Annotated in this window: 27 protein-coding genes; 10 read left to right on the forward strand and 17 right to left on the reverse strand. The window is 61.9% G+C overall.

Going from position 1 to position 26,589, the window contains the following annotated elements; translation table 11 throughout:
• The first annotated feature begins 210 nt into the window (after window positions 1–210).
• Window positions 211–939 carry a polyprenol monophosphomannose synthase gene (locus AC3A4M_RS10395; protein WP_498735690.1) on the forward strand — a complete coding sequence of 243 codons (729 nt, stop codon included), beginning with the start codon at window positions 211–213 and terminating at the stop codon, window positions 937–939.
• A gap of 50 nt (window positions 940–989) precedes the next feature.
• Here the strand turns inward: AC3A4M_RS10395 and AC3A4M_RS10400 are convergent, their stop codons facing one another.
• The 4 genes from AC3A4M_RS10400 to AC3A4M_RS10415 all read right to left on the reverse strand — a co-directional run bounded on the left by AC3A4M_RS10400 (window position 990) and on the right by AC3A4M_RS10415 (window position 4,122).
• On the reverse strand, window positions 990–1,337 hold the full coding sequence (locus AC3A4M_RS10400) for an RNA polymerase-binding protein RbpA (RefSeq protein WP_074702362.1): 348 nt from the start codon (window positions 1,335–1,337) through the stop codon (window positions 990–992).
• Between the two features lie 172 nt (window positions 1,338–1,509).
• Window positions 1,510–2,466: an SPFH domain-containing protein gene (locus tag AC3A4M_RS10405; protein ID WP_498735691.1), complete on the reverse strand. Its 957-nt coding sequence runs from the start codon at window positions 2,464–2,466 to the stop codon at window positions 1,510–1,512.
• A gap of 99 nt (window positions 2,467–2,565) precedes the next feature.
• Complete coding sequence (locus tag AC3A4M_RS10410; protein ID WP_498735692.1) at window positions 2,566–3,039, reverse strand: NfeD family protein; 474 nt, start codon at window positions 3,037–3,039, stop codon at window positions 2,566–2,568.
• Between the two features lie 195 nt (window positions 3,040–3,234).
• A complete protein-coding gene (locus AC3A4M_RS10415) occupies window positions 3,235–4,122 on the reverse strand; it encodes a putative RNA methyltransferase (protein ID WP_498735693.1) in 888 nt (295 codons plus the stop codon).
• An 85-nt stretch (window positions 4,123–4,207) separates the two neighbouring features.
• On the opposite strand from AC3A4M_RS10415, the gene AC3A4M_RS10420 reads away from it, so the two are divergent.
• A complete protein-coding gene (locus tag AC3A4M_RS10420) occupies window positions 4,208–6,295 on the forward strand; it encodes a S9 family peptidase (RefSeq protein ID WP_498735694.1) in 2,088 nt (695 codons plus the stop codon).
• A gap of 2 nt (window positions 6,296–6,297) precedes the next feature.
• Here the strand turns inward: AC3A4M_RS10420 and AC3A4M_RS10425 are convergent, their stop codons facing one another.
• The gene (locus AC3A4M_RS10425; protein WP_498735695.1) at window positions 6,298–6,930 is read right to left on the reverse strand and encodes a peptide deformylase; all 633 of its coding nucleotides are present in this window, start codon (window positions 6,928–6,930) and stop codon (window positions 6,298–6,300) included.
• A gap of 141 nt (window positions 6,931–7,071) precedes the next feature.
• Window positions 7,072–7,569, reverse strand: a complete 498-nt coding sequence (locus AC3A4M_RS10430; protein ID WP_498735696.1) for a hypothetical protein — start codon at window positions 7,567–7,569, stop codon at window positions 7,072–7,074.
• 213 nt (window positions 7,570–7,782) lie between these two features.
• Between AC3A4M_RS10430 and AC3A4M_RS10435 the strand changes: the two genes are divergently transcribed.
• Window positions 7,783–10,170, forward strand: coding sequence for an ATP-binding cassette domain-containing protein (locus AC3A4M_RS10435; protein WP_498735697.1), 2,388 nt, complete (start codon window positions 7,783–7,785; stop codon window positions 10,168–10,170).
• A 598-nt stretch (window positions 10,171–10,768) separates the two neighbouring features.
• On the opposite strand, the gene AC3A4M_RS10440 is transcribed toward AC3A4M_RS10435, so the two are convergent.
• From AC3A4M_RS10440 to AC3A4M_RS10450, 3 genes are all read right to left on the reverse strand, one after another.
• Window positions 10,769–11,467, reverse strand: coding sequence for a maleylpyruvate isomerase family mycothiol-dependent enzyme (locus AC3A4M_RS10440; RefSeq protein ID WP_498735698.1), 699 nt, complete (start codon window positions 11,465–11,467; stop codon window positions 10,769–10,771).
• Window positions 11,464–12,156, reverse strand: a complete 693-nt coding sequence (locus AC3A4M_RS10445; RefSeq protein ID WP_498735699.1) for a maleylpyruvate isomerase family mycothiol-dependent enzyme — start codon at window positions 12,154–12,156, stop codon at window positions 11,464–11,466. The genes AC3A4M_RS10440 and AC3A4M_RS10445 overlap by 4 nt, the downstream gene beginning before the upstream one ends.
• 539 nt (window positions 12,157–12,695) lie before the next feature.
• Complete coding sequence (locus tag AC3A4M_RS10450) at window positions 12,696–12,917, reverse strand: hypothetical protein (protein WP_498735700.1); 222 nt, start codon at window positions 12,915–12,917, stop codon at window positions 12,696–12,698.
• A 311-nt stretch (window positions 12,918–13,228) separates the two neighbouring features.
• On the opposite strand from AC3A4M_RS10450, the gene AC3A4M_RS10455 reads away from it, so the two are divergent.
• A complete protein-coding gene (locus AC3A4M_RS10455) occupies window positions 13,229–14,563 on the forward strand; it encodes an MFS transporter (RefSeq protein ID WP_498735961.1) in 1,335 nt (444 codons plus the stop codon).
• Between the two features lie 71 nt (window positions 14,564–14,634).
• Here the strand turns inward: AC3A4M_RS10455 and AC3A4M_RS10460 are convergent, their stop codons facing one another.
• From AC3A4M_RS10460 to AC3A4M_RS10475, 4 genes are all read right to left on the reverse strand, one after another.
• The gene (locus AC3A4M_RS10460) at window positions 14,635–15,111 is read right to left on the reverse strand and encodes an SRPBCC family protein (RefSeq protein WP_498733505.1); all 477 of its coding nucleotides are present in this window, start codon (window positions 15,109–15,111) and stop codon (window positions 14,635–14,637) included.
• 104 nt (window positions 15,112–15,215) lie between these two features.
• Window positions 15,216–15,740 carry a hypothetical protein gene (locus AC3A4M_RS10465; protein ID WP_498735701.1) on the reverse strand — a complete coding sequence of 175 codons (525 nt, stop codon included), beginning with the start codon at window positions 15,738–15,740 and terminating at the stop codon, window positions 15,216–15,218.
• Window positions 15,737–16,324, reverse strand: a complete 588-nt coding sequence (locus AC3A4M_RS10470) for a sigma factor-like helix-turn-helix DNA-binding protein (RefSeq protein ID WP_498735702.1) — start codon at window positions 16,322–16,324, stop codon at window positions 15,737–15,739. The genes AC3A4M_RS10465 and AC3A4M_RS10470 overlap by 4 nt, the downstream gene beginning before the upstream one ends.
• A gap of 63 nt (window positions 16,325–16,387) precedes the next feature.
• Window positions 16,388–16,756: a VOC family protein gene (locus tag AC3A4M_RS10475; protein WP_498735962.1), complete on the reverse strand. Its 369-nt coding sequence runs from the start codon at window positions 16,754–16,756 to the stop codon at window positions 16,388–16,390.
• 69 nt (window positions 16,757–16,825) lie between these two features.
• Between AC3A4M_RS10475 and AC3A4M_RS10480 the strand changes: the two genes are divergently transcribed.
• Window positions 16,826–17,233, forward strand: a complete 408-nt coding sequence (locus AC3A4M_RS10480) for a DUF3054 domain-containing protein (protein WP_498735703.1) — start codon at window positions 16,826–16,828, stop codon at window positions 17,231–17,233.
• Between the two features lie 42 nt (window positions 17,234–17,275).
• Window positions 17,276–17,557, forward strand: coding sequence for an Lrp/AsnC family transcriptional regulator (locus AC3A4M_RS10485; RefSeq protein WP_498735704.1), 282 nt, complete (start codon window positions 17,276–17,278; stop codon window positions 17,555–17,557).
• A 67-nt stretch (window positions 17,558–17,624) separates the two neighbouring features.
• Here AC3A4M_RS10485 and trpD read toward each other — a convergent pair whose 3' ends face one another.
• Window positions 17,625–18,677: an anthranilate phosphoribosyltransferase gene (gene trpD / locus AC3A4M_RS10490; RefSeq protein ID WP_498735705.1), complete on the reverse strand. Its 1,053-nt coding sequence runs from the start codon at window positions 18,675–18,677 to the stop codon at window positions 17,625–17,627.
• 148 nt (window positions 18,678–18,825) lie between these two features.
• Between trpD and ctaE the strand changes: the two genes are divergently transcribed.
• The 4 genes from ctaE (at window position 18,826) to qcrB (ending at window position 23,166) form a co-directional block, all read left to right on the forward strand.
• A complete protein-coding gene (gene ctaE, locus AC3A4M_RS10495; RefSeq protein ID WP_498733492.1) occupies window positions 18,826–19,464 on the forward strand; it encodes an aa3-type cytochrome oxidase subunit III in 639 nt (212 codons plus the stop codon).
• Window positions 19,465–19,550: 86 nt separating this feature from the next.
• Window positions 19,551–20,363, forward strand: coding sequence for a cytochrome bc1 complex diheme cytochrome c subunit (qcrC, locus tag AC3A4M_RS10500; RefSeq protein WP_498635200.1), 813 nt, complete (start codon window positions 19,551–19,553; stop codon window positions 20,361–20,363).
• A gap of 95 nt (window positions 20,364–20,458) precedes the next feature.
• Window positions 20,459–21,487, forward strand: coding sequence for a cytochrome bc1 complex Rieske iron-sulfur subunit (gene qcrA, locus AC3A4M_RS10505; protein WP_074702343.1), 1,029 nt, complete (start codon window positions 20,459–20,461; stop codon window positions 21,485–21,487).
• A gap of 2 nt (window positions 21,488–21,489) precedes the next feature.
• Window positions 21,490–23,166 carry a cytochrome bc1 complex cytochrome b subunit gene (qcrB, locus tag AC3A4M_RS10510; RefSeq protein ID WP_498735706.1) on the forward strand — a complete coding sequence of 559 codons (1,677 nt, stop codon included), beginning with the start codon at window positions 21,490–21,492 and terminating at the stop codon, window positions 23,164–23,166.
• A 280-nt stretch (window positions 23,167–23,446) separates the two neighbouring features.
• Here the strand turns inward: qcrB and AC3A4M_RS10515 are convergent, their stop codons facing one another.
• From AC3A4M_RS10515 to ctaD, 3 genes are all read right to left on the reverse strand, one after another.
• Entirely contained in the window at window positions 23,447–24,235 is a 789-nt protein-coding gene (locus AC3A4M_RS10515; protein ID WP_498735707.1) for a GntR family transcriptional regulator, read from the reverse strand.
• Window positions 24,236–24,444: 209 nt separating this feature from the next.
• On the reverse strand, window positions 24,445–24,846 hold the full coding sequence (locus AC3A4M_RS10520; RefSeq protein WP_498733483.1) for a cytochrome c oxidase subunit 4: 402 nt from the start codon (window positions 24,844–24,846) through the stop codon (window positions 24,445–24,447).
• A gap of 3 nt (window positions 24,847–24,849) precedes the next feature.
• Window positions 24,850–26,577 (reverse strand): aa3-type cytochrome oxidase subunit I, encoded by a 1,728-nt coding sequence (gene ctaD, locus AC3A4M_RS10525; protein WP_498733481.1) that lies wholly within the window; start codon window positions 26,575–26,577, stop codon window positions 24,850–24,852.
• Window positions 26,578–26,589 lie beyond the last annotated feature (12 nt).

Raw genomic sequence — 26,589 nt, forward strand, 5'->3', positions numbered from 1 at the left:
GTCAGTAGAAAACAGGTTCCGTCCGCTTCGCGGATCCGGTTCCTGGCCCGAAGGCGCGCGAACCTACCCTCTTTTCTGCCGACGCTGTCCGCTCTGCGCGACTGGACCAAGGAACGATGACATATACTGGACCGTTGGCGTTCGGCCGGTCCCGCGGACATGCCCGCGCCATACTATGCGGCAACAGTAGCGAGATCGAAAGGCAGCTGAGTGCGGGTCCTGACCATCATTCCGACGTACAACGAGATTGAGTCCCTGCCTCGAACCTTGGACCGGCTCCGGGCCGTAGCCCCCGCCACAGACGTCCTGGTCGTCGATGACAACTCTCCCGATGGCACCGGAGCGGCGGCGGACGCGGCAGCCGCAGCAGACAGCGCCGTCCATGTCCTGCACCGGCAGGGCAAGGAAGGACTGGGCGCAGCCTACATCGCCGGATTCCGTTGGGGTCTCGACGCGGGCTATGACGTTCTGGTCGAAATGGATGCCGACGGTTCCCACCAGCCCGAAGAGTTGCAGCGTCTGCTGGATGCCCTGGATCACGGTGCGGACATGGTCAAAGGCTCGCGGTGGATCCGGGGAGGCAAGGTCGTCAACTGGCCGCTGCACCGGAAGCTGCTCTCACTCGGCGGCAGCTTGTATTCGCGGATCCTGCTCGGCGTCCAGGTCAAGGACATAACCGGTGGCTTTAATGCTTTCCGTGCGGAGACGCTGAAGAAGATCGATCTCGAATCGGTCGAATCCGTCGGCTACTGCTTCCAAGTGGACCTGACCTGGAAGACGCTCAAAGCCGGACTCGACGTCCGGGAAGTACCGATCACTTTCGTGGAACGCGAATTCGGGGACTCGAAGATGAGTGGCGGTATCGTACTTGAATCGATCATCCTCGTCACGAAATGGGGACTCCGTTCCCGCTGGCGCAAGCTGACCGGCAAGGCTTAAACGCTGAGGGAGGAGACCGTTTCCGGTCTCCTCCCTCAGCTATGCCTCTTTTAGGCGGAGCGGCGTTCGCCGCGGCGTTCACGCAGAATGTTCAACCGGTCCTCGAGGATCTGCTCCAGTTCTTCGACCGAGCGGCGTTCCAGCAACATATCCCAGTGGGTCCGGACGGCCTTTTCATTGCTGTCGTCCGGCTTTTCGCCATTGACGAGCAACGCTTCCTTGCCGGTCTTGGAAACCCAGGTCGGGGGGATCTCAGCCTCAGCGGCGAAGGTAACAAAGACCTGTTCGCCATCCTCGCAACGGTATTCCACGCGTTGACGCGGCGCCGGCTCGACACCGGATTCCGTCTCCATGCTCTGCGCTCCGAGACGCATACCCCGCAGGCTACGATCGCTCATGATCTCTCCCTCTTGTCTTATGGTGGGGCGGTGAAATGCACCGTCCCGGCATGACCCGCACTACCTTCAACGCTTCCGGACCATCAACTGTTCCCGGTCGGCAGCGGGCATCAGCTTCGCGGCAAACAACCAATTATAGTCCGGAATGGCCGCATGGGTAAAGGCGAACATTTCACAGCAGGCCTCGAGTCGGACTGGCGCGGTCTTCGCCCGGACCGCCGTCGGCATCATCAGAGCTTGACCCGTCGGGCGTCGCAGCCCCCAAGACACTGCCGATACCTTTGAGCGCCTCGCCGACTTCGCTGGGGATAATCCACAATTTGTTGGAGGATCCGTCCGCGAGCTTGGGCAACGTCTGAAGGTACTGGTACGCGAGCAATTTCTGGGTCGGATTGCCTTTGTGGATGGCATCGAAGACCTTCTGGATCGCCTGTGATTCACCGTCGGCACGGAGAATCGCTGCTTTAGCATCACCCTCAGCTTTGAGGATGGCGGCCTGTCGTTCACCTTCAGCGGTGAGGATCTGTGACTGCTTTACACCTTCCGCTGTCAGGATGGCCGCCCGCCGGTCCCGGTCTGCACGCATCTGCTTTTCCATGGAATCCTGGATGGAGTGCGGCGGGTCGATCGCCTTGAGCTCCACCCGCGAAACGCGGATACCCCAGCGGCCGGTAGCCTCATCCAGTACACCGCGCAGCTGGCCGTTGATCTGGTCCCGGGAGGTCAGCGCCTCTTCAAGGTTCAGCCCGCCCACGACGTTTCGCAGCGTGGTAGTGGTCAGCTGTTCGACGGCCTGGATGTAGTTGGCGATCTCGTACGTCGCGGCACGGGGATCGGTCACTTGGAAATAGATGACCGTGTCTATGGATACGACGAGGTTGTCTTCGGTAATAACGGGCTGCGGCGGAAACGACACGACCTGTTCGCGCAGATCCAGCAGGGGCAGGAGCCGGTCAACGAACGGGATCAGGATGGTCAGCCCGGGATTGAGCGTGCGCTGGTACTTACCCAAACGTTCGACTACGCCCGCGCGCGCCTGCGGGATGATCCTGACGGCACGGACCAACACAATGAACATAAAAATGATCAGGACCAGCAGCACTATCCAAAGGCCGATATTGGTATCCATAGCTACCCTTCAGTTGATATTCGCATCAGCCGTAGGACCGGATGCTGAGCCATCCGTGAGGCTGAGTGCGTTGATGTGCCGGTCGGACGTTTGCCCGGTTTACTGCGCCGGATAAGGGCCTGGCTCCGCGGCAGGGTAGACGACGGCAGTGGCACCTTCGATCCGTGCCACGGCTACCCGGGCACCCGCGGGAATTGGCGAGCCGTCGCTCGAACGTGCCGTCCAGGTGTCGCCACCGATCTTGACCATGCCGGAGTGGTCCGTGACCGGCTCCAGTGCCATGGCCGATTCACCGATCAACCGGTCCACGTTGGTGGCCTGGTCCCGGGGGCCGCGACGCAGGTGGCGCAGCCCTACCGGACGCACCACGAGAACCATGAGCAGCGCCACGACGCAGAAAACAACCACCTGGATCCAGAACGGCCAGCCGAGCAGTGCGGTGAATAAGGCGATCAGAGCCCCGAAGGACATCATGATGAAGAACAGGTCGAGCGTCATCATCTCGACGATCGCCAGAATAAGGAACAGAGCCAGCCAGAGGACCCAGCTGTTGATAACGAGCCATTCAAGCATCGGTTCCCCCTGTTGCAGGTAGATACGCGGGACCACGAACATGCCACAGCGGACATGTGGTCCACAGCACCATCATGCCCGATTTGACAGCAATTGTGGCGCTTTCCAGCCCGAACTTCGCTGTAGCGCGGAAACTGTGGCCAACTCGTGATCACAGCAGGCGCGCTGGGAGCAACGGATCCTGCGTTCGAGACGCTAGCGGGCGCTCTTTCGGAAAACGCTGAGGGTAAAACGGGCTTCGACCTCCACCGGTGTCTCCGGTTCCTGGTGCACAGCCGCCGCATCGCCGGGCGCAAGAGCTGCGCCGGCATGGTGGGCGTTCGGCCCCATCATCACCACATTCCGCATATCTTCGCCCTTGAGCTGCATGGGCACGGACAGGGAGTCCGCGGACACCGGTGTGAAGTCCCGCGCCAGGGACGCGGCCAGCTTGTCCGACTTGTCCTCGTCCACGGCGAGCAGGGGGAGCCGTGCCCTCAAGGCGTCGAGATGTCCGGGCGCCGGGGTCACCACCAACAGATGGCCGCCCGGCTTGAGGATCCGCGCGTATTCTTCGGCATTGCGCGGGGCGAAGACGTTGATGATCAGATCGACGGCACCACCGGCCAGGGGCAACGGCCGCCAGAGGTCCCACACCAGGCACAGTGCCTGCGGCACTGAACGCGCTGCGCGGCGCAGCGCAAACTTGGACAGATCCAGCGCCACGGCCCTGGCCGCAGGCACGGCTCCAACGGCGGCAGCCAGATAGTGTCCGGTACCGGCCCCGGCGTCGACGATGACCGGCCGGTCGACGCCTTCCAACAATGCCGAAGCGGCACCGGCGACCTGACGGAGCAACGGGTCATAATGTCCCTCATCCAGGAAGGCGGACCTGGCCGCAACCATGTCTGCCGTGTCCGGGGTGAAAGACGTGCCGCGCCCGGTGAGCAAGTTGATGTACCCCTGTTTGGCGCCGTCGAAACGGTGGCCTGCCGTACAGCTGATCCCACCCGCAACCGAGCCCTCATTGGGCCGCATGTCTTCGGCGCACACCGGGCACAGCAGGAGGTCGACGGATTCCAAGGGCACGCTGAGTGAAGGCATAGACCGATCCTAGCGAGACGGCAGTCGCCGACGTTACCGAAAGGTGACTCGCCCAAGCACCCGGCATGAGACTAAGCTCACAAAGATGAAGTCTGAAGAGATTGTTTTACTTAATTCCGTTTCCGCGCCGACGATCCATCCCGAGGGGGACCGCGCGGTGGTGTCCGTTACCCGCCCGGACTTCGCTGCGGACGCTTATGTCGGACAGCTGTGGGAGATACCGCTGAACAACGACGGCCGTGCACCGCGCCGCGTGACCCGCGGCTTCCGCGATACCGCCCCGAAATTTGCGCCCGACGGGGGCACTTTGGCTTTCCTGCGCGCTGCACCCGGGGAAGCGCCCCAGCTTTTCGCCGTCGAGAGCAGGGGAGGGGAACCAGTCCAGCTGACTGACCGGAAGCTCGGTGTCTCCGGTTTTGCGTGGTCGCCGGATTCGGCGTGTCTGGTCTTTGCCGCACCGGTACCGGAAGAAGGACGTTACGGCATCGTGGAGGGACTCGGTGCCGACGCGGAGGACGCCCGGCTGATCACCGGCTATAAGTACCGCCTGAACGGAGCCGGGTACACCAACGACAAGCGCGCCCAGCTCTTCCGCCTGGCTGCGCCCGACCTGCAGGCGGAACCGCCGGTAACCCCGACAGGCCGGGCGAAGAAGCAGGCTGAAGATGAGGGCCGCAAATTCCAGCCGCTGCCGGAGCCGGTCCAGCTGACCCGCGGCGCGGCGGACCATCAATCGCCGCAGTTCTCAGCCGACGGCGGCCGCATCTACTTCAGCGCCGCCCTGCATGCAGAGGCCGACAGCGATTTGGTCTCGGACATCTACTCCATCGACACGGACGGAGTGGATCTGCGCAAGCACACGAACCTGCGGGACCAGCCGGCGCAGCGCTTTGCCGCCGACCTGCCGGCGCCCAGTTCCGACGGCCGCTGGCTGTTCTTCCTGGGCAGCGAACTCGGCGAAAGCGGCACGGACTTCGTCGCACAAAACACCGGCCTCTATGTAGCGCCCACGGACAACAGCGCTCCGGCCCGCAGGCTGACCGACGCCGAGACCATCGACCTGAGTGCAACCAGCGGTGAGCTGGTCGCGGTGGCCGATGACGCCGTCGTCGTTATGAACAGCACGCGCGGATCCGTGGAACTGCTGCGCGTGAGTGCCGCGGGAGAGTTGCAGGTTCTGGTGAACGGCCAGCGCCAGGTGACCGGGGCAGGTGCTGCCAGCGGATCGCTTGTCGTGAGTTTTACCGATCCCGGTACCGCCGGGGATGTGGGGCTCGTGACCCCGGAGGGCCTGCATGTCCGCACCGATTTTTCCGCCGCCCTGCGCGCTGCATCGCCGCTGGCGGAGCTGCGGGAGGAGACCTTCACCGCCGCCGACGGGTACCCGGTGCACGGCTGGGTGCTGCTGCCGGAGGGGGAGGGCCCGCATCCGGTACTGCTGAACATCCACGGCGGACCCTTTGCCCAGTACGGCTGGGGGCTTTTCGACGAGGCCCAGGTCTACGTGGAGGCCGGATATGCCGTGCTGATGTGCAATCCACGCGGCGCCGCCGGCTACGGGCAGGCGCATGGCCGGGCCATCAAGGAAGCCATGGGTACGGTGGATCTGGTGGACGTGCTCGCGTTCCTGGAGGGTGCGCAGGAGAAGTATCCGCAGCTGGACCGCGACCGGGTGGGTGTGATGGGCGGTTCCTACGGCGGCTATCTCACCGCCTGGACCATCTCCCAGGACCACCGTTTCGCGGCCGCGATCATTGAGCGCGGCTATCTGGATCCGCCGTCGTTCGTGGGATCCAGCGACATCGGCTGGTTCTTCTCTGGCGAATACACGGGGACCGATGAGGAGGGCATCCGCAGCCAGAATCCGTTTGCCCAGATCGGCAACGTCAGGACGCCGTCGCTCATCATCCACTCGGAGGAAGACCTGCGTTGCCCGCTGGAACAGGCCCAGCGGTACTACGTGGCGCTCAAGCAGCACGGTGTGCCGGCCGAACTGCTGATTTTCCCCGGGGAGAACCACGAGCTTTCGCGCGCCGGGACGCCGTGGCACCGCAAGCAGCGGTTCGACGAGATCCTGCGCTGGTGGGCCACATACCTGCCCACCGCCCGGAACCAAGCCGGGCAGCCCCAGCGGTCGGGCGAAACCGCTGAACTGGAACCGGCCGCCGGCTGAACTCAGAAGCGCAGTTCCTGGCGGGCGTGCTCGATGGTCGGCTGCCCCCAGCGGCTGCTGTATTCCGCGCTGGTGCACAACGAGCGGGTGGCGGCCTTGTCGATGTAAACCACGCCGTCAAGGTGGTCCGTTTCGTGCTGCACAATGCGTGCCGGCCAGCCGATGAATTCTTCGGTCCTGACCGTTCCGTCCGCGCGGAGATATTCGAGTTCCACTATCCGGTGACGCTCCACGACGGCCTGGTAGCCGGCAAAGGACAAACAGCCTTCAAAGAACGACGCCGTGTGCTCGCCGATGGTGCGGACGTGCGGGTTGATCGCGGCAAAGTACGGCAGCGGTTGCCGTTCGCGTGCGCTGGCTATCTCAGGCCCCACGGTGGCTGGATCTTCCAATACCGCCAGGCGCAAGGGGATGCCGATCTGCGGTGCCGCGAGGCCGACCCCCGGTGCGGCATGCATGGTCCGGCGCATCAGCTCCAGCAGGGCGTGGAGTTCGGCGTCCTCGATCTGGCCGTCATAGGGAACCGCAGCCTGCCTCAGCACGGGGTGTCCCAGCTGGACGATCTGCGGCAGCTGCTCCCGCTCCAGCGCTGCTGCCACTGCTGCGCGGATGTCGGCTGCCCTCAGTCCTGACACGATGCGTTTCTCCGTCCGTTCCGGTAATGTCCGTCAGCCTTGATCCTATCCACGTCCCAGGCGACCGGTGGCCTGGGCGGAGGCTGCTTTGGGCGGAGGCTCCCAGGCACTGGCTCCGGCGCATTGCTCAGGCGCGTTTGCTCAGGCGCTGCTGGAACAGCCGTCCCGGTAGCTGGCTTCCAACACGCCCTGCGGATCGGCGGCGGCGACTTCCACGGTCAGCGATCCCGTTTCGGCCCGGTCCACGGTGATGGCAATGGTCGCCTCGGGGTGATCCAGGCCCTCCTGACAGCGGACAGGCTGCAAGGCGGCAGGTACGGACAGGCTGTCCCCGGGGCTGAGCCGCGTTCCGCCGGACCTGTCCGGCACCCAGTCCGTGCCACCGCTGAAGCGCGGTGAGTACAGGGTCACGGCAAGGACAAGCACGGTTGCCTCGGACCTGTTCGCCACTGTCAGCAGCACAACGCCGTCGTCGTTGTTGCTGCCGTCCGCGGCCCCAACAGACGCGCTGAGCTGCTCGACGGTGGCCGGAGGCCCGTCCTGCTGCATGGATTGGCCGCCGGACGGGTCCGGGGATGCGGCGTCGCGGAAAGATTCCGGAGCGCCGGAGCTGCAGGATGCCAGCGAAAAAACCGCCACCAGAAACAGCAGGAATGTCCGGCAGCTCCTGCCCTGTAACGGCAGGAGCTGCCGGCCCGTCCACATGCAGCCATCGTACGTTCAAAACACGAGGGCGGCGACGTCGATTAAGGTAGACAGTGGACCGTTGAAGCACCGCACGAACCTGGTTAGACCGATCCGGACGACGCCGTCGAAGACAGCCGCGGCGTCCCCATGACAGATGGAGACACGATGAGTATGGTCACCAACACGGATATTCAGTCGCCTGCGCTGCCCCTTGCCGACAGCCACGACTTGATCCGTGTACAGGGCGCACGCGAGAACAACCTCAAGGACATCAGCGTCGAGCTCCCGAAACGCCGGTTGACGGTCTTCACGGGTGTCTCGGGCTCGGGCAAAAGTTCGCTGGTCTTCGCCACGATCGCGGCGGAGTCCCAACGCATGATCAACGAGACTTACAGCGCCTTTGTGCAGGGCTTCATGCCGACGCTGGCGCGCCCCGACGTCGACTATCTGGAGGGCCTGACAACCGCGATCATTGTCGATCAGGAGCGCATGGGCGCCAACCCGCGCTCCACGGTCGGCACCGCGACCGATGCCAACGCGATGCTGCGCATTCTCTTCAGCCGGCTTGGCGATCCGCACATCGGCTCACCCAATGCCTACTCCTTCAACGTGCCTACGGTGAAGGCCAGCGGAGCGATCACGGTCGAGCGCGGCAACAAGACCAAGGCAGAGAAGGCGACCTTCAACCGGCTGGGCGGCATGTGCCCGCGTTGCGAGGGCATGGGCGCCGTTAACGACTTCGATCTGACAGCGCTGTACGACGACACCAAGTCGCTCGCCGAGGGCGCTCTCACGGTTCCCGGGTACAGCATGGACGGTTGGTACGGACGCATCTTCAGTGGTGCCGGCTTGGACATGGACAAGCCGATCGGGAAGTACTCCCAAAAGGAGCTCCACAAACTGCTCTACTCGGAGCCGACAAAGATCAAGGTGGAAGGGGTCAACCTCACCTTTGAGGGCGTGATCCCGAAGATCCAGAAGTCCATGCTCTCCAAGGACGTCGAGGCGATGCAGCCGCACATCCGTGCGTTCGTGGAACGGGCGGTGACCTTTACAACCTGCCCCGAGTGCGACGGCACCCGGCTGAGCCAGGAAGCCCTGTCCTCAAAGATCAAGGGCAAGAACATCGCGGACCTTTGCGAGATGCAGATCAGCGATCTCGCCGAATGGATCCGGGACCTCGATGAGCCGTCGGTGGCCCCGTTGCTCAACGGGCTGCAGCACCTGCTGGACTCCTTCAAAGAGATCGGGCTGGGCTACCTCTCGCTCAATCGGCCCGCCGGCACCCTGTCCGGCGGCGAAGCACAGCGCACCAAGATGATCCGCCACCTCGGGTCATCGCTCACCGATGTCACCTACGTCTTCGACGAACCGACCATCGGTCTGCACCCGCACGACATCGAGCGGATGAACCAGTTGCTGCTGCAGCTGCGGGACAAAGGCAACACGGTGCTCGTCGTCGAGCACAAGCCGGAGACGATCGCGATCGGCGACCACGTCGTCGACCTTGGGCCCGGCGCGGGCACCGCGGGCGGCAGCGTCTGCTTCGAGGGTTCCGTAGAGGGGCTGCGGGGGAGTGACACCATCACCGGCCGCCACCTCGATGACCGGGCGAGCCTCAAGGAAACAGTGCGCCAGTCGTCCGGCGCGCTGGAGGTACGCGGCGCGTCAACACATAATCTCCGGGACGTCGACGTCGACATCCCGCTGGGGGTGCTGTGTGTTGTCACCGGTGTCGCCGGCTCCGGCAAGAGCTCGCTGATCCACGGTTCGGTTGCCAGGCGCGACGGTGTGGTGGTGATCGACCAGGGTGCAATCCGTGGCTCACGGCGGAGCAACCCGGCCACCTACACCGGCTTGCTCGAGCCGATCCGCAAGGCGTTCGCGAAGGCCAACGGCGTGAAGCCCGCGCTCTTCAGCTCCAACTCGGAAGGTGCCTGTCCCACCTGTAACGGCGCCGGCGTCATTTACACCGACCTCGGTGTGATGGCCACTGTGGAATCCACCTGCGAGGACTGCGAGGGGAAGCGGTTCCAGGCAGCAGTGCTCGAATACACCCTGGGCGGCCGGAACATCGCCGAAGTACTCGCAATGTCGGTGACAGAAGCCGAGGGGTTCTTCAACGAGGGCGAGGCACGCACGCCTGCCGCCCACAAAATCCTCGACCGGCTCGCCGACGTCGGACTGGGATACCTCAGCCTCGGCCAGCCCCTCACCACGCTCTCCGGCGGCGAACGGCAGCGGCTCAAGCTTGCCACCCAGATGGCGGAAAAGGGTGACATCTACGTCCTCGACGAGCCGACCACGGGGCTGCATCTGGCCGACGTCGAGCAACTCCTCGGCCTCCTCGACAGGCTCGTCGACGCCGGCAAATCGGTCATCGTCATCGAACACCATCAGGCGGTCATGGCGCACGCCGACTGGATCATCGACCTCGGCCCCGGTGCCGGCCACGACGGCGGCCGCCTCGTCTTCGAAGGAACACCCTCCGAGCTTGTTACCACCCGCGCTGGCCTCACCGGCGAGCATCTCGCCACCTACGTGGGCGCTTGATCTCCAAGGGCGGCGACTACCGTGCTGCGCGTCGTCGCCGCCCCGACTCACGACGGATAATGGCCGGGGGAGTGGTGGCGCGTCGCCTACCGAATGGCGGCGCTGACATCCCGGACCAGCACCACGACGCGTCCCTCAACCTGCTTGCCATCTGAAGACTGCCCGCAGCAAATCGCTCAGCAGGTGCTGCGGCCAGGTCAGGCCGCTGGACTATGTAGGTCCAACGACGACGACCGGGCGTACAAGGGTGGTGCACTAGTTATGTCAAGTTGTGCTGATTTGGGGTTATCCAAGCCAGCACGCATGGAGTAATGCCTCTGCAGGATTACTCGTTGAAAACCACGCACGCGGTCAGAAATACGCTCATGCAAAGTAACGCCATCAATCGTCGTCGTTGATCGACTGCACGAATCGCACCGTGAATAGCATCAGCAAAGTTATGGTGCAGGCGTCGCCATCGGGGCGGAACCGAAGTTCCCACCGCATCGCCTCTATGCCACCGAGCAACGCTGGCATTCCGCCACTCCCAGCCGCTTAAATAATTCGCCGATAATCTACATTATGTCAAGTAGTACTTTGGCTATCGCATCTAATGCAGTCACTGAGGCTCCCCCTCGTGGTCCCGGATGGTTCTGAATGAGTGATGAGAAGCCTTGGCACCTTGGAGGCGCATCCGCAGGGTTTGCACGCCCGGGCCATCGAGCTCGTCGAGATAAATTTCGCGGCCGGCCATGCTCATCACCAGAGCAAGGGTCGAACCGGTCACCAAAGGACCGCTACCCGCGGCGAATAGGCCGTCATCTGCCCGCAACTGCAGGCCGGCGACGTTCGTCCGGCTGGCGACGGTGAAGTTGCGGCGGACGAAAAATTCGGCCACTGGTGTCAGCACCTCGACACTCGGTGCGCGGTGAAGCCCCAGGGGCTGGCGGACGTCTTGAGCGTGTACGACGACCTCGCCAAGGTAGGCGGGTATATGTCCGGAAGGTGCCGTTGTATTTTTGACAACAGTACGGAACAAGTCCAGCGTTTCTGCCGGTGTCCGGCCGCACCGCTCCGTCAGCCGACGCTGGTTATGCACGTCGGGGCGGAAACGCGCGCCGAGCATGCTGCGAAGCCACTGCCACTGGTTCAAGCTGGCAGCGGCCGTGAGGTGGGCCACGACCTGCTCGACATCCCAGTGCCCGCACAAAGTGCCGTGCCTCCATTGCTCGGCGCTGAGGCCCGACAGGTCTTCTGCCAGGGCGGCTCGCTCGGCGTGCGCCAACGCCCAGAGCCGGTCGTTCTGCCATCGCGTCATATCGCTTCGTCCACTTCTCCTCGGTGACGCGATTCATGCGCAGTTGATGTGACTGCTGCCGCCGCGACCAGTCGGGATGCGCCGGTGCCTTTGAGCCTCTCTTGGGGCACCAGGCGCCCGGAGACTGCCAGCAGCAGGTCGATGGAGTCGGCCTCGACCTCGTCACCCTGCCCCCAGCTTGCGCCGGTCTTCCTGTCGATTAGTCGCAATCCTGCTGCCCGTTCGCGTCCACCTCCAAAGGAGACAGGGGTGCGCAGTTGGTAGGCCAAGGCTTGGGCGACGGCAAGTTCGGGGTAGCATCCGGCCATGCCCACGGGCCGGCGTATATCCTCTCCGTGCACGATGGCCTCGACCAGGCGTGTTGAGAGGTTCGCCGGCGGTGTGCGACTGAGGAATGCAGCTTCCCGTAGCGCGCCGAGTGTGTCCTGCGGATCCTCCCGCTTCTCTCGGGCAATGCCGTTCTCATTTGCCAGGTCGAAGTCCATGCGGGCAATCAGCAGGCCACGGACGAAGGAGACCCGGCCGGTCAGTGCCGTGTCGACTAAATGCGCGAGGACATCGTGGATATCCCATCCCGGGCAGAGAGACGAGACGCGCCACTGGTCGTTGCGCAGCTCAGTGAGATCAGCTGCGAGCCGCCGCCTTTCGGAATGCACAGTTTGCCAGATCGCTGCCGCGGACTTGCGCATGTCGGCTCCTTCTCGGGATTAGGTCGATCACTGAAGCGGCCTGCCGAGGAAGGCACGTCTCGCCGGCACTCCCCCTATGGCGCGGCCCGCCACCTGCGTCACTCGCCGCTTCTGGGGAAGGCTGATGCGATGAAGCCCTCCGCCGGATACGCGACGATCCGCTCTACCAGCTTCAGGTCCTGCCGATCCTCGAAATGTTTCGTTGCCTTGCCTCCTTACGCCGGGCAGACCAGCATCCAGACTTCGTGACAACGCCGGTGTGCAACAGGCAGTACATGAGCTTCAAGCGCCCCCACAGCCAGATGTCCTTGCCGCTCTGCTCCTTGATCTCCCTGATGGTGCCGTCCGGGTCCCGCGTCACGGTCTGCGGCAGGAAAGACGACGAAGGCCGGGTGGGTTGGTCTCTCCCAAGAGGTCAGTGACCGCGTGGTATTCGGCCCTATTTTTGCGACGATCCACGTTCGATCCCGCGGCAGGCGCGGGATATAGGAGGCACTTGATGGCGTGGCCCGCTGATCGGGAGGACGCAATTGCCCGCCTCAGAGCTGGCCGTCGTAGCTTTCACGCAGGGCCAGGGCGGTGAACTTCCAGCCCCCGATAATCCGTGCCAAATCGTTCCCGCTAGCCGACCTGCCCAGCTCGTTGACCAGTTCCACTTCAGCCTCCATGAAAACGGCCATCCCGTCGGCATAGGCGATCAGCTCCCGGATTTTTTCCTGTGGCAGGGAGGGTGGCTCGGGCGGCCGAGGCATCTCGATCATGCTCGCAATCTTGCCAGATGCACTGTCGAAAGATCAGGTTCTTTGCCGGATCGTGACCGAGCCCCGGCGACGGGGATCACCGGCGTCCGGTCTTGGATGGCGCCGACGGTCTGCGTCGTGTCGTGGTGCACCGCGCCCTATCATTCCGCGACGCGCAAGCCGTAGACTGGGCGTGTCGCGGGCAATGACGCCGGCCATCATTCTCTCCGCCACCTGTTGACCGAAAACCGGCGGCCGGCCCTCCCCGCGCGAGCCCGTCGCTTCCGGACGAAGGAGTCGTCGTGAACGCCAGATCGACAGAGACCGGCCGCATGACCCCTCAACAGCGCAGGGTGGCAGGGGCTACGATGATCGGCACGACGGTGGAGTGGTACGACTACTTCATCTATGCCAACGCCGCCGCCCTGGTCCTCGCCCCGCTGTTCTTCTCCCCGCTACAGGGAACCATGGCTTCGATCGTCTCGTTCGCCACCGTCGGCATCAGCTTCCTGTTCCGCCCCCTCGGAGCCGTCATCATGGGCCGGGTGGGCGACCGGTATGGCCGCAGGGTAGTGCTGATCATCACCTTGATCCTCATGGGTCTAGGTACCACGCTCATCGGCGTCCTGCCTACGTACGCCACAATCGGGGTGTGGGCCCCGATCCTGCTGGTGTTCCTGCGCATCGTCCAGGGATTCTCCGCCGGCGGAGAATGGGGCGGGGCGGCTCTGATGGCTGTCGAACACGCCCCGGCCGAACACCGCGGCAAGTTTGGAGCCTTTCCGCAGCTGGGCGTTCCCGCCGGGATGCTTCTGGCCTCCGGGGTCACAGCCGTCTTCGCCGCCACGCTCACCGACGAGCAGTTCCTGGCCTGGGGCTGGCGGGTGCCATTCCTGCTGAGCTTCGTTCTGATCCTGATCGGCCACTACATCCGCACCCGCGTCGAGGAGTCTCCGGTGTTCCATGAGCTGGAGGCCACGAAACAGACTGAGACCGCGCCGCTGTCCACCCTCTTCCACCATCACCCAAAGCAGGTTATCCAGGCCACGCTCATCTTCATGGGCAATAACGCTGCCGGTTACATGCTCACCGGCGGCTTCATCCTGGGCTACGCCACCAGGCAGCTGGACTTGAACGCCGATGCTATCCTCAACATCATCACCCTCGGCTCGGTGGCCTGGCTGGTCTCAACCTGGGTCTCCGCGGTACTCTCCGATCGCATCGGCCGCCGCAAGATGTACATCATAGGATGGGCGTGCATGCTCGCCTGGCTATACCCGCTCTTCCTGCTCATCGACACCGCCGAGATGATCCTCGTCGTCGCCGCCTTGGTGGTTTTTGGCGCGGTCATGGGGCTGTCCTACGGGCCGCTGCCGGCCCTGTACGCCGAGCTGTTCCCGGCCCGGATCCGGCTCAGCGGCGCCTCCATCAGCTACGCGATGGGTGCGGTGCTCGGCGGGGCCTTCGCCCCCACGATCGCCACCGCACTGGTGGGCACGTTCAACACCACCGTCGCCGTCTCGACGTACCTATTCCTGCTCGTGGCGGCCTCGCTGATCGCCACTCTGACGCTGAAGGACCGCACTGGGTCCAACCTCTACCCGCCGGACAGCAAGCTGCAGCCGCTGGAAGACGACGAAACCCCCGGTCCCACCCACAACCTCTAACTATCGCCGTCGCATGTCGCGCCAGCCGACTCCGATCGCGAGAAATACGGGCACCATCCGGCATCGTGCTGTCATTGCGATGACGGCCCCGGCACTCCCTCTGTTGATTGCCTCTCCCCCATGCCGTAAGGCGTACTGGTTTCGTCCACATGCTGTTTGAGCGTCTGCAGGTGATAAGCCCAACCCGCACGATGATCGGCTGCAAGCGACTCTCCATCAGACAGCGCAGCGAACCCTGATTCACTGAGGCAGATCCGTGCTCCCATTCCGTCTGAGTCAAATGTGCACTCGACAGTAGTCGGACGTTCCCAATCACTCTCACGCCATGAAAAGACGAGCCGGCGCCCCTCGACCACGTCTTCGACCACACCGGTGGCCTGAAACGAAACGCCGTCCAGTTCCCAGTGCTCCGTCAGTAGCGAGCCCGCAACCGGCCAGAAGTCCATCTCCGGCCACCACTGGCCTTTTTCATGCACGAATACTGTCCACGCATGGGCAACCGAGCAACTGAGTGACACTTCTGCCTGAATTCGGTCGACGGCGGCCATGTGCCTGTTATGCCATACGTCCGGTTCAACCGCAATGGCACCGATCCCCCGCCGTCGCTACCAGCCCCACAAAACAGCGACGACGCGAAGCAACGTCGCGCCTCTTAGCGGAGCAATACGGCGATTCCGCTGGCAGCCGCTGCCCAGAGCACGCTGGCGAAGGTTCCTAGAATGAACCGCTCCGCAGCGCCGGACTGGCCGAGTTCGGAGTATCGGCCGAGACCTTTCACCGCCAGTACTACCGCCAGCCCCTCCGGCCAGCCAGCCAGCAGCGTAACGGAGATGCCTGTCCGCTCCAGTACGCCGATCCAAGCACCCCCTCGAAGGACAGGCTCCTTCTCAGCTTTCTCCCGGTTCTCCGGGTGCAAGGCGTTGAAAGACAGGGTGAGGATACTGACAGTCAGCGGCCCGCCGCCCAGCGCCGCGGCGGCCACGGCAAATGCATAGACGCCGCCTCCCAGACCACCCTCGCTGATACTGGCCAGCAACGCCGCCACTCCCAACCAGAGAAGCGAAATAGCACTGAGTGAATACAAGCGGGCGTTCCCGTTGCCGCGGAACCGCTCTCCATACATCGGAACCGCTATGAGGGCAGCCAGACACAGCAGAATCAGACTGGCAAGACTCACAGATTTGCACCTTCCAGAAGGGACTCTGCGACCGCTTGGACCCTTCGCGATTCCTGCCACAACCCGCTCTGAAGCCTGCTGGAGACGGCCTGCTGGCTAATCCCCAGCTGGCGGGCAATCTGCTGCTGGGTGAGGCCCTGGTCGCTCAGAATACCCGCCTCAACTGACATGGCACTGCGTTTTCGCGCCACGGAGACCAGCAACTGCAGTAATGCCTCCGCCTGTGCAGCCATAGGGCGCTGACCCGAAACGGCGATATTTCCGGAGGCATTCTTAGCAGCCGTCACCGCCGTGCGCGCCCGCTCGAATGCCTCCCCTGACGCAGCCCGAGTATTATCCGGCAAAGGCTTTCGCACTTCCCCGATTCCGATACCAACGCTCCAATGACCACTAATGGCCAACTCCATCGCGATGCTCAAGGCGACGGAAGCATCATCAATAAGACTTTGCATCTCATCGCCTGCCGTTCGGTCAAACGGGAGAATCAACGGCCGCAGCGCGTCCTTGTTAAGCTCATCCATCACCGGGCCAACGAGGTCCTCCCGCGTCCTGGACTTACGTTGATCAACGGTCAATACGTACACAACAACACGTCATCCTTGTGAGCATACTAACAATGCTACAGCTTTGTTTGTCAGCAGACAAGGCTAGTTCAATGGTTGACTTACCAAGCCAATGGTGTTGTCTTCGGAGTCCTTGATGAAAGCCATCCATTCGTCGCTGCCGGCAGGCCCCAGCGTCCCATCGTCATGGTGGAAGATAAGTTGCGGCTCCGCCACTACTTCAACCCCGGCGTCCCTCAGCCTTGTGATCTCCGAGTGCACATCGTGTACCTGCAAATAGATGAGCGCGGAAGGCGCTTCCCTTTCCAAGAGCAACCTGACGCCGTCGAGCATGAAAAAGACCAGTCCCGGCGGGTCAAAAACGGCCGCTGCTTCCTGCCGAAGCAAGTCCCCGTAGAACGCCCGGGCCCGGTCGAGATCCGAGGCATGCTGTGCAATCTGTGTGATTTTCACCATTCCTCCGAGTCCTCCATCGCCCCGACCGCACCTAGGAAGTGCCGAGATGGGACGTAGGCTTGATTCGTGAAGACTTCTGCAATCGCTCCCCGACAATCTACGGCCAGCATAGTCCTCGCTTCCGCCGGAGACATCGCGTGCATCGTCCTTTTTGCAGCGATCGGACGCGACACCCACGAACACGACCTGGACGTGCCGGGAATCCTCTTGACCGCCGCGCCTTTTGCCGGCGGCGCTGCTATCGGCTGGCTCCTTGGCCGAGCCTGGCGCCGGCCTATGTCGCTGTGGTCGGCCGCCGTCGTTGTTTGGCTTTCCGCGGTCGTTTTCGGACTCCTCCTGCGCGGACTTGCCGGCGGAGGACTCGCGGTGTCGTTCCAAATCGTGACCCTGTTGGTACTGGGCGTATTTATTGTCGGCTGGCGCCTGGTCGCGGCGCTGGTCATGAAGATACGCAAAAGCCGGACCTTGGCATAACCTCGGTTGTAGGCATAAATGGTGCGATGAAAGGCAGCAAAAGTGGTTACAGCGTTTGTACTCATCCAGACTGATGCATCCCGGATTCCGGAATCCGCGCAGGAGATTTCGGAGATCGAAGGCATCAGCGAGGTCTACTCGGTTACCGGTGAATGGGACTTGATCGCCGTTGCCCGGGTCACCAAGCATGAGGATCTTGCCGATGTGATCGCGGACCGGCTCTCCAAGGTCGAGGGCGTTCAAGCCACAACCACGCACATCGCCTTCCGCGCCTATTCCCAACATGACCTTGACGCGGCCTTCTCTTTGGGATTCGACCACTAACTGAACCAAGGCGTGTGGCCGGAGGATTCATCCTCCGGCCACACGCCTTTAATGTCTTGGGCCAGGCCTACTGGGTGACCTTGATCCAACGGTCAAGTGCCGCGGCTGCGGATCCGCTGTCAATTGCTTCAACAGCTTGGGCGAGACCCTTCGCCAGCCTTTCTTGAAGAGTTCCTTCGGCGGACTCATCCAAAGCGACCAAGGCAGCAGCAGCATTAAGAACGACGGCGTCACGCACTGGGCCGCGGTCGCCGGCCAGCGTGCGCCGGACTACTTCCGCATTGGCGGCCGCATCTCCACCGCGCAGGTCATCGAGCGTGGCACGCGCGATGCCAAGATCGAGCGGGTCGAGTTCTGTTTCGCTTACCTTGCCGTCGCGGACTTCCCAAACCATGGATGGGCCGGTGGTGGTGAGCTCATCAAGACCGTCCCCTCCCCTGAATACCAGCGCCCGCTGTCCGCGGGTAGCAAGGACGCCCGCGATGAGGGGTGCCAGCCTGGCGTCGGCGACGCCGATGGCGGATGCAGTCGGATGCGCCGGATTCGTCATGGGGCCCATGAAGTTGAATGCCGTAGCCACCCCGAGCTCACTGCGAACTGTACCCGCATACCTCATGGACGGATGGAATACCTGGGCGAAGCAGAAGGTGATGCCGGCCTCGACCGCGGCTTGAGCCACCCTGTCGACGGGGAGATCCAGGCGCACGCCGAGTGCTTCGATAACGTCCGCTGACCCCGAAGACGAAGATGCAGCACGATTTCCGTGTTTGACGATGCGTGCTCCGGCCCCTGCACAAACGAGTGCGGCCATCGACGAGATATTCACGGTGTTCTGCCGGTCGCCGCCGGTTCCGACGATGTCGAGCTTCTCGCCCGGTATGTCAATCGGACGGGCATTGCTGACCATTGCATCGACCAGGCCCGTCAGTTCGTCGACCGTCTCGCCCTTCGCCCGGAGCGCCACCAGGAACCCTGCCATCTGCGCGTCGGTGGCTTCGCCGGCCATTATCGTGTTCATCGCCCAGTGAGTTTGCTCTCGGCTGAGGTTGTCGCCGGCGATCAGCGCCGAGATCAGAACGGGCCATTGAAGGGCAGTCTTGGCATCACTAATAGGGCTCACACACCTAGGTTATCTACGAATTGTAGAAACTGCCTGAATATTAACTTTGCCGACAATCCGCGGAATACCGGGGCTTGGGAACGTTCGGCGCTCGCCACGCGTTCCGATGCATTGGTGAACTGGGCGGATTTATAGACATAATGACTATGTGACAACTGCAACCCACGCCCCCAGTACCCCGGCGCATCCTACGCTGAACCGTCCAAACCTCGTTTCCGTCGGAACCGTTGTGTGGCTTTCCAGTGAGCTGATGTTCTTCGCCGGCCTTTTCGCTATGTACTTCACCCTGCGAGCCACCTCACCAGAGATGTGGGCCGCCGAAACGGAAAAACTCAACGTTCCGTTCGCGTTGGTCAATACCATCGTCCTGGTAGCCAGCTCCTTCACCTGTCAGTTTGGTGTGTTCGCGGCCGAACGCCTTCAGGCCCGCCGAACCGGCAGCCCCTTCAATGTCGCCAGATGGGGAATGGTCGAGTGGTTCCTGCTCACCTTCCTCATGGGCGCCATCTTTGTGTCGGTGCAGGCTTATGAGTACGCGATGCTCGTGTCAGAAGGAGTGTCGCTTTCCTCGAATGCCTACGGCTCGGCGTTTTACATCACTACAGGCTTCCATGGTCTTCACGTCGCTGGCGGCCTGATCGCATTCCTGCTGATCATCGGCCGTGCCTATGTCGCGAAGAAGTTTGGGCACTTTGAAGCGACCTCAGCGATCGTTACCTCCTACTACTGGCACTTCGTCGATGTGGTTTGGATCGCACTGTTCATCATCATTTACTTCCTGAAGTAAGCCTTACTTGACTGTTCTTCTACGAAGGACAGAATTTCAAGAAGCTGCATTCGACGCACACGCACCACAGAGTTAGGAACCACGAAGTGAAGGCACTTTCGCAAAAGCGGCGACATCCGCTGGCGGCCATTGCCCTGTTGCTTATGGGTCTGCTGGTTACCGGCGGTCTTTACGCCGTAGCCGGTACGGTCAACGAGGCCCAGGCGACAACCACCACATACTCGGCACAGGACATCGAAGAGGGCGAAAAGCTCTTCGTTGCAAACTGCGCCACTTGTCACGGGTTGGGTGCAGTTGGCGCTCCGGAAGGTGCCCACGGGAATCAGGCAGGTCCTTCTCTGATCGGTGTCGGCGCAGCAGCCGTCGACTTCCAGGTCGGCACGGGTCGTATGCCGATGCAGATGACCGGCCCACAGGCACAGCAGAAGCCCAAGCAGTTCAATGACGAGCAGACCATGCAGTTGGCAGCCTACGTTGCTTCGCTGGGCGCCGGTCCGGCCATTCCCGAGGAACAGTACCTCGATGCCAGCGAAGGTGATCCCGCTGCCGGCGGCGAACTGTTCCGAGTCAACTGCGCCATGTGCCACAACGCTGCAGCAGCCGGAGGTGCTCTCACCCGCGGCAAATACGCACCGGCACTCGCTGGCGTGAGCGAGAAGCACATCTACGAAGCCATGGTGACCGGCCCGCAGAACATGCCTGTCTTCAGCGATGCCAACATCTCCCCCGAAGGCAAGCAGGACATCATCGCCTTCCTGAAGACCATTGAAGAACAGGGATCACCCGGTGGTAATTCCCTTGGATCGCTCGGCCCTGTTTCCGAAGGCCTCCTGATCTGGACAGCGGGCCTTGGAGTCATCATCGCCTTCACGATCTGGCTGACCCAGCGGTCATCCTGATTTCCTCCCGGCGGCCGTAGGGCCGCCGGGAAACTACTGACAACACACGCACTGAAAATCTTTAGAGACATATCAAGAGAAGGATGAGAGGGATCATGGGCGACCATAGTCACGGCAGTCCGAAATCCTCGGGCACCGTTGCTACGGCTGGTCAGAGCGAAGTGGAGAAGTTCCAGGATCCTGGACTTCCACCACATCGCCCGCGCCTTGCCGACAAGGATCCCCGGGCCGAAAAGCGTGCCGAGAAACAGGTTGCGATTCTGTTCGTAATCTCCATCATCGGTACCCTGCTTTTCTTCGTGGGATACTTTGCCATCCGTTTGGATGAGACCATTGCAACGCTGCGACTGCAGAACTTTTTGCTCGGTATGGGCACTGCCTTTGCCATGCTCGGAATTGGCGTAGGTATTGTCCACTGGGCAAAGACCCTGATGCCCGATCACGAGATCGCCGAAGAGCGCCACGCCGTCCGCACCGAAGAAGACCGCGTGATTGCGGAAACGATGGTCACGGAGATCATTGAGGAAACGGGCATCAAGCGCCGTCCGTTGATCCGAAACACACTGCTGGGTGCCATGATTCTCGCGCCACTGCCGGCCATCGGGATCCTGCGCGACCTCTCAGAGGACCTCAATCCCGATGTGCTGAGGCACACGATGTGGGATGCAGGAGTCCGCCTGACCCGTGACCCAAGCGGCACACCGATCAAAGCGTCCGATGTCACTATTGGATCGGCTTTCCACGTGATACCGGAAGGCCTGAACGAAGCTGAGCACAAGCTGGAAGAAAAGGCCAAGGCCGTCGTCCTGCTTATGCGTCTCAATCCGGAGGACCTCCATGTATCCCCCGGCCGCGAAGACTGGAACTACAACGGCATCGTTGCCTATTCCAAGATTTGCACCCACGTGGGATGCCCGGTCGCTCTTTACGAGCAGCAGACGCATCACCTGCTCTGCCCCTGCCACCAGTCGACGTTCGACCTGACCCAGGAATGCAAAGTCATTTTCGGTCCGGCCACACACGCCTTGCCGCAGCTGCCTATCAGCGTTGACGACGAGGGATACCTGGTTGCAACCAGCGACTTCCACGAACCCGTCGGACCTAGCTTCTGGGAGCGTGGCTAATCATGAGTGCTTCGACATCATCGGATACCTATCAGCCGAAAACCAGTCTCGGACGTGTCACCAACTTCGTAGATACTCGAGTTGGCGGTTCATCCATCGTCAAGGAATTCGGCCGCAAGATCTTCCCTGACCACTGGTCATTCATGTTCGGCGAAGTTGCGCTGTACACCTTCGTCATTCTGCTGCTGTCGGGAACGTTCCTGACGCTGTTCTTCGATCCCTCGATGGCACATACGCAATATGACGGATCCTATGTCCCGCTCAAGGGTGTAGAAATGTCCGTCGCATATGCCTCGACCCTGGATATCTCCTTCGATATCCGCGGTGGACTCTTTATGCGCCAGCTGCATCACTGGTCTGCGCTGCTCTTTGTTGCATCAGTATCGGTTCACATGCTCCGTGTGTTCTTCACCGGCGCCTTCCGTCGTCCGCGTGAGCTCAACTGGGTCGTCGGCTGTGTCCTCTTGATCCTGGCTCTGGCGGCAGGCTTCACCGGTTACTCGCTGCCGGACGACCTTCTCTCCGGCAACGGTCTCCGGATCATCGATGGAGTTATCAAGGCGATTCCGCTCATCGGTACTTACCTGTCCATGTTGATCTTCGGGGGCGAGTTCCCGGGCACGGCAATCGTGGGACGCCTCTACGTGATGCACATTCTCGTGGTGCCCGCGCTGATCCTTCTGATGATTGCCATTCACCTGTTTATGGTTGTCATCCACAAGCACACGCAGTACCCCGGCCCGGGCCGCACGGAAACCAACGTCGTTGGCTTCCCTGTTGGACCGGTCTACGCTGCGAAGGCTGGCGGTTTCTTCTTTATCGTCTTCGGTGTGGTTGCAGTCATCGCAGCTAACTTCCAGATCCTCCCGATCTGGGATTACGGGCCCTACGACCCCTCCCCTGTTTCCGCCGGTACTCAGCCTGACTGGTACATCGGATTCGTGGACGGTGCGCTTCGACTCATGCCAGGTGTACTCTGGGGCTTCCCGTTTGAATACGTGATCTTCGGCAACTTCACCCTGTCGCTGAACGTATTGCTCCCGGCCCTCGTGCCTGCGGGCATCCTGTTCGGCCTCATGTTTGCCTGGCCGTGGATCGAACGCTGGGTAACCAAGGACACCCGCGAACACCACATCCTGGACCGTCCGCGCAACGCTCCCTTCCGTACCGCAACCGGTGTGGCTGGCGTGATCTGGTACTGCGTCATGTGGGCAGCAGCCAGCTCCGACCTCATCGCTACACACTTCCTCGTGTCTCTGAACGATGTCACCTACTGGCTCCGCGCGCTGTTCTTCATCGGGCCGATCATCGGGTTCATTGTGACCCGGAGAATCTGCCTCGCCCTACAGCGCAAGGACCGGGAGATCGTTCTCCACGGCCGCGAGACCGGACGTATCGTCCGTCTCCCGCACGGTGAATTCATCGAGGTCCATGCGCCCCTGGATGACTACAAGTTGCACCGCCTGGTGAGCTTCGAATCCCCGGAGGTCCAGCCGGCAGAGCCGGACGCCAATGGCAAGATCTCCGGCACGGAGAAGCTGCGTGGACGCCTGTCCCGATTCTTCTTCGAGGACCGCGTTGCTCCGGTTACACCGGCCGAACTCGCAGCCGCCCATAGCCATGGCGGCCACGAAGAAATCGAAACCGCAGAGAGCAAGGCTGAAATCAGCAGCCACTGATCTGTAACATCACGGCGGGCGGCTCCGGACCAGTGGTCCAGAGCCGCCCGCCGCTTTAATTCACACGTCTGTGGATAGGCAACAGCGAATGATGGGAAGCGTGGATGGAATTCTGGTCACCTGCGCGGTTTCCGCCCCTGGCCCACAAATTAAGTTAACGGGGAATAATGGCTCGATGGTCCGGCGCCCCGGCACGAATGCCGCTTCAGCTCGAGTCGCCGCCCCGCGAGCGTACAGATAGGCATATGCTCACAGGCCATCCCGGCGGCCTAGCAGGGCCTTAGAATCGCTTGACGTTGTAGGAGCGTGGCGACCGTCCGCCAGGCCGCTGGAGAGGCACCCACAGCTTGTAGCGGTCGGCACGGTAATACGAAATTGAAAAGTCCGCCATCATTCTCGATACATAGGCGTGGCGTTGAATCTTGAGCAACGGGGCGCCGATGTCGACGTTCAGCAATCTGGCTATAGATGGTTGTGCTGCTGTGGCTTCGATGGTGTCTTCGCCCCATTCCATCACCAACCCATAGCGCTCACTGAGAACGTTGTAGAGGGAGGTGGGAGGCGGATCATCCAGAATGCCAGGAACCCGGCTGGCAGGAATGAAGTTCTCATCCACACTCATTGGATCACCATCGGCCAGCATCAGCCGGCGAAACCGGACCACAGGCTGCCCCTCCTCGATCTGAAGCTCCCGCGCAACCAGCGGGGCGGCGCCGATCTGCTCAAAGCTCAAGACGCGGGCGTCCGGGACCATGCCGCGACGCTGCATCTCTTCGCTGTAGGAAGTCAGCTTCACCTGCAGATCCAGTTTGGGTTGGCTCACGAAAGTCCCAAGTCCCACAATGCGTTCCAGCACCTGCTCGGCGACCAGCGAATCAATTGCCTGTCGCACCGTCATACGTGCCACGCCGAAACGTTCGGTGAGTTCCCTTTCAGACGGAAACGGTCCCCCAGGCTCGCAATTCTCATTCGCATGACGCCGGAGTATCTCCCGCAATTGAACGTGCTTGGAGGTTCTGGACGCATCATCGATTTCTCCGGGAATCGCCGCTGCTGCTTTAGATACCAAGACACTCCCCTGCTCCGAGCTGATGCAACGACACTATTCTAGCCCGGTCTAGACCACCGGACTCCATGGCTACCGCCGCACGCCGTTCTGGAACCACGTGGTGTCTCGTACGCGCCGAGCGGGATATGTGGGCTTTCAGCTTCTGTACGGTGCCGTTAACCCCAAAGGGCCCGGAGCATGATGCTCCGGGCCCTTTGGTCAGTATTCACTTAGTGTGCGTGATCTCCGCGGCTGTATTCATAAACCCAACCGATAAGTGCGACGATCAACAGGCCGACGCCGATGTATGTGATCCAGAAGCCAACGGCCAGGCCGAGGAAGCCGGTTGCAGCCGCGAGGCTCAACACCAGCGGCCACCAGCTCCAGGGGCTGAAGTGCCCCTGCTCGCCGGAACCTTCGTGGATTTCTGCATCCACCCTGTCCTCGGGACGGGCACCAACACGACGGCCGGTGAACCACAGGTACCCGCCGATCATCACTGAAAGACCCGCCGTCAGAAGCAGCGCCAGATAGCCGACGTGTTCCTGCCAATCGACCATGAAGCCGTAGACCACGGCGACGATCGCAAAGAACGGAGCGAGTCCGATAAAGAGCCAGGATTCAACCTTCATGCGCTATGCATCCTCTCGGTCGGCCGGTCCGAAGACCTGGGCGGCCGGAGCGGGCTGCTTCGGCGTGTGTTTGGGAGCGAGCTCCGGATGGTGCAGGTCCAGGGCAGGCCGCTCGGAACGGATCCGAGGCAAGGACGTGAAGTTGTGACGCGGCGGCGGGCAGGAAGTCGCCCACTCCAGTGACGCACCGAAGCCCCAGGGATCGTCGACCTCGACCTTTTTGCCATTCCGCCACGTGATGTACACGTTCCAGAAGAACGGAATCAGGGACGCGCCGAGCACGAACGAGGAGATGGTGGAGAACTGGTTCATCGCCGTGAAGTTGTCTTCGGGAAGGTAGTCCGCATAGCGACGCGGCATGCCGATGACGCCGAGCCAGTGCTGGATCAGGAAGGTGCCGTGGAAGCCAAGGAACAGGAGCCAGAAGTGGATCTTGCCGAGGCGTTCGTTGAGCATCTTGCCCGTCCACTTCGGCCACCAGAAGTAGAAACCGGCGAACATCGCGAAGACCACGGTTCCGAAGACTACATAGTGGAAGTGCGCGACGACGAAGTAAGTGTCCGACACATGGAAGTCCAGCGGCGGTGACGCCAGGATGATACCGGTCAGGCCGCCGAAGAGGAAGGTGACCAGGAAGCCAATGCTCCAAAGCATGGGCGTCTCGAAAGTAATCGATCCGCGCCACATGGTGCCGATCCAGTTGAAGAATTTCACGCCGGTAGGCACTGCGATCAGCATGGTCATGAAGGCGAAGAACGGCAGCATGACCGAGCCGGTCACGTACATGTGGTGCGCCCAAACGGTAACGGACAAGGCAGCAATGGCAATCGTCGCGTACACAAGGCCCTTGTAACCGAAGATTGGTTTGCGGCTGAACACCGGGAAGATCTCGGAGACGATGCCGAAGAACGGCAAGGCGATGATGTAGACCTCTGGGTGTCCGAAGAACCAGAAAAGGTGCTGCCACAGAATGGCGCCGCCGTTCTCCGGGTTGAAGATGTGGGCCCCAAATCGTCGGTCCGCTCCCAACGCAAACAGCGCGGCAGCCAGCGGGGGGAACGCCATCATCACGAGGATCGCGGTGACGAGCGTGTTCCAGGTGAAGATCGGCATACGCCACATGGTCATGCCCGGGGCACGCATGCAGATGATGGTGGTAATGAAGTTGACCGAGCCAAGAATGGTGCCGAAACCGGACAACGCCAAACCGAAGACCCAGAGATCTCCACCCACGCCGGGCGAGAACGTTGTACTGGACAGCGGCGCGTAGGCAAACCAGCCGAAGGACGCGGCACCCTGCGGGGTGATGAAACCGGCAACTGCGATGGTGCTGCCGAAGAGGAAGAACCAGAAGGCCAGTGCGTTCAGCCGCGGGAAGGCAACATCCGGTGCACCGATCTGAAGCGGCATGATCACGTTGGCAAAGCCGGCGAACAGCGGCGTTGCGAACATCAGCAGCATGACCGTGCCGTGCATGGTGAACAGCTGGTTGTACTGCTCCTTGGTTTGCAGGATCTGCATACCGGGTTCAAACAGCTCGGCACGGATGACCAACGCCATCACGCCGCCGAGACAGAAGAAGATGAACGACGCAATCAGGTACATGTACCCGATGGTCTTGTGGTCCGTCGAAGTGATCCAGTTGACGACGATGCGTCCCTTGGAGCGGGGAACGACGCGCGGCGCTACTGTCGTGCCGGTTTCATCGGCGGTGTACTCGTAAGTAGACACTAGTTCTCCCTG

It is taken from the genome of Arthrobacter sp. Soil_C_60, assembly GCF_057656375.1.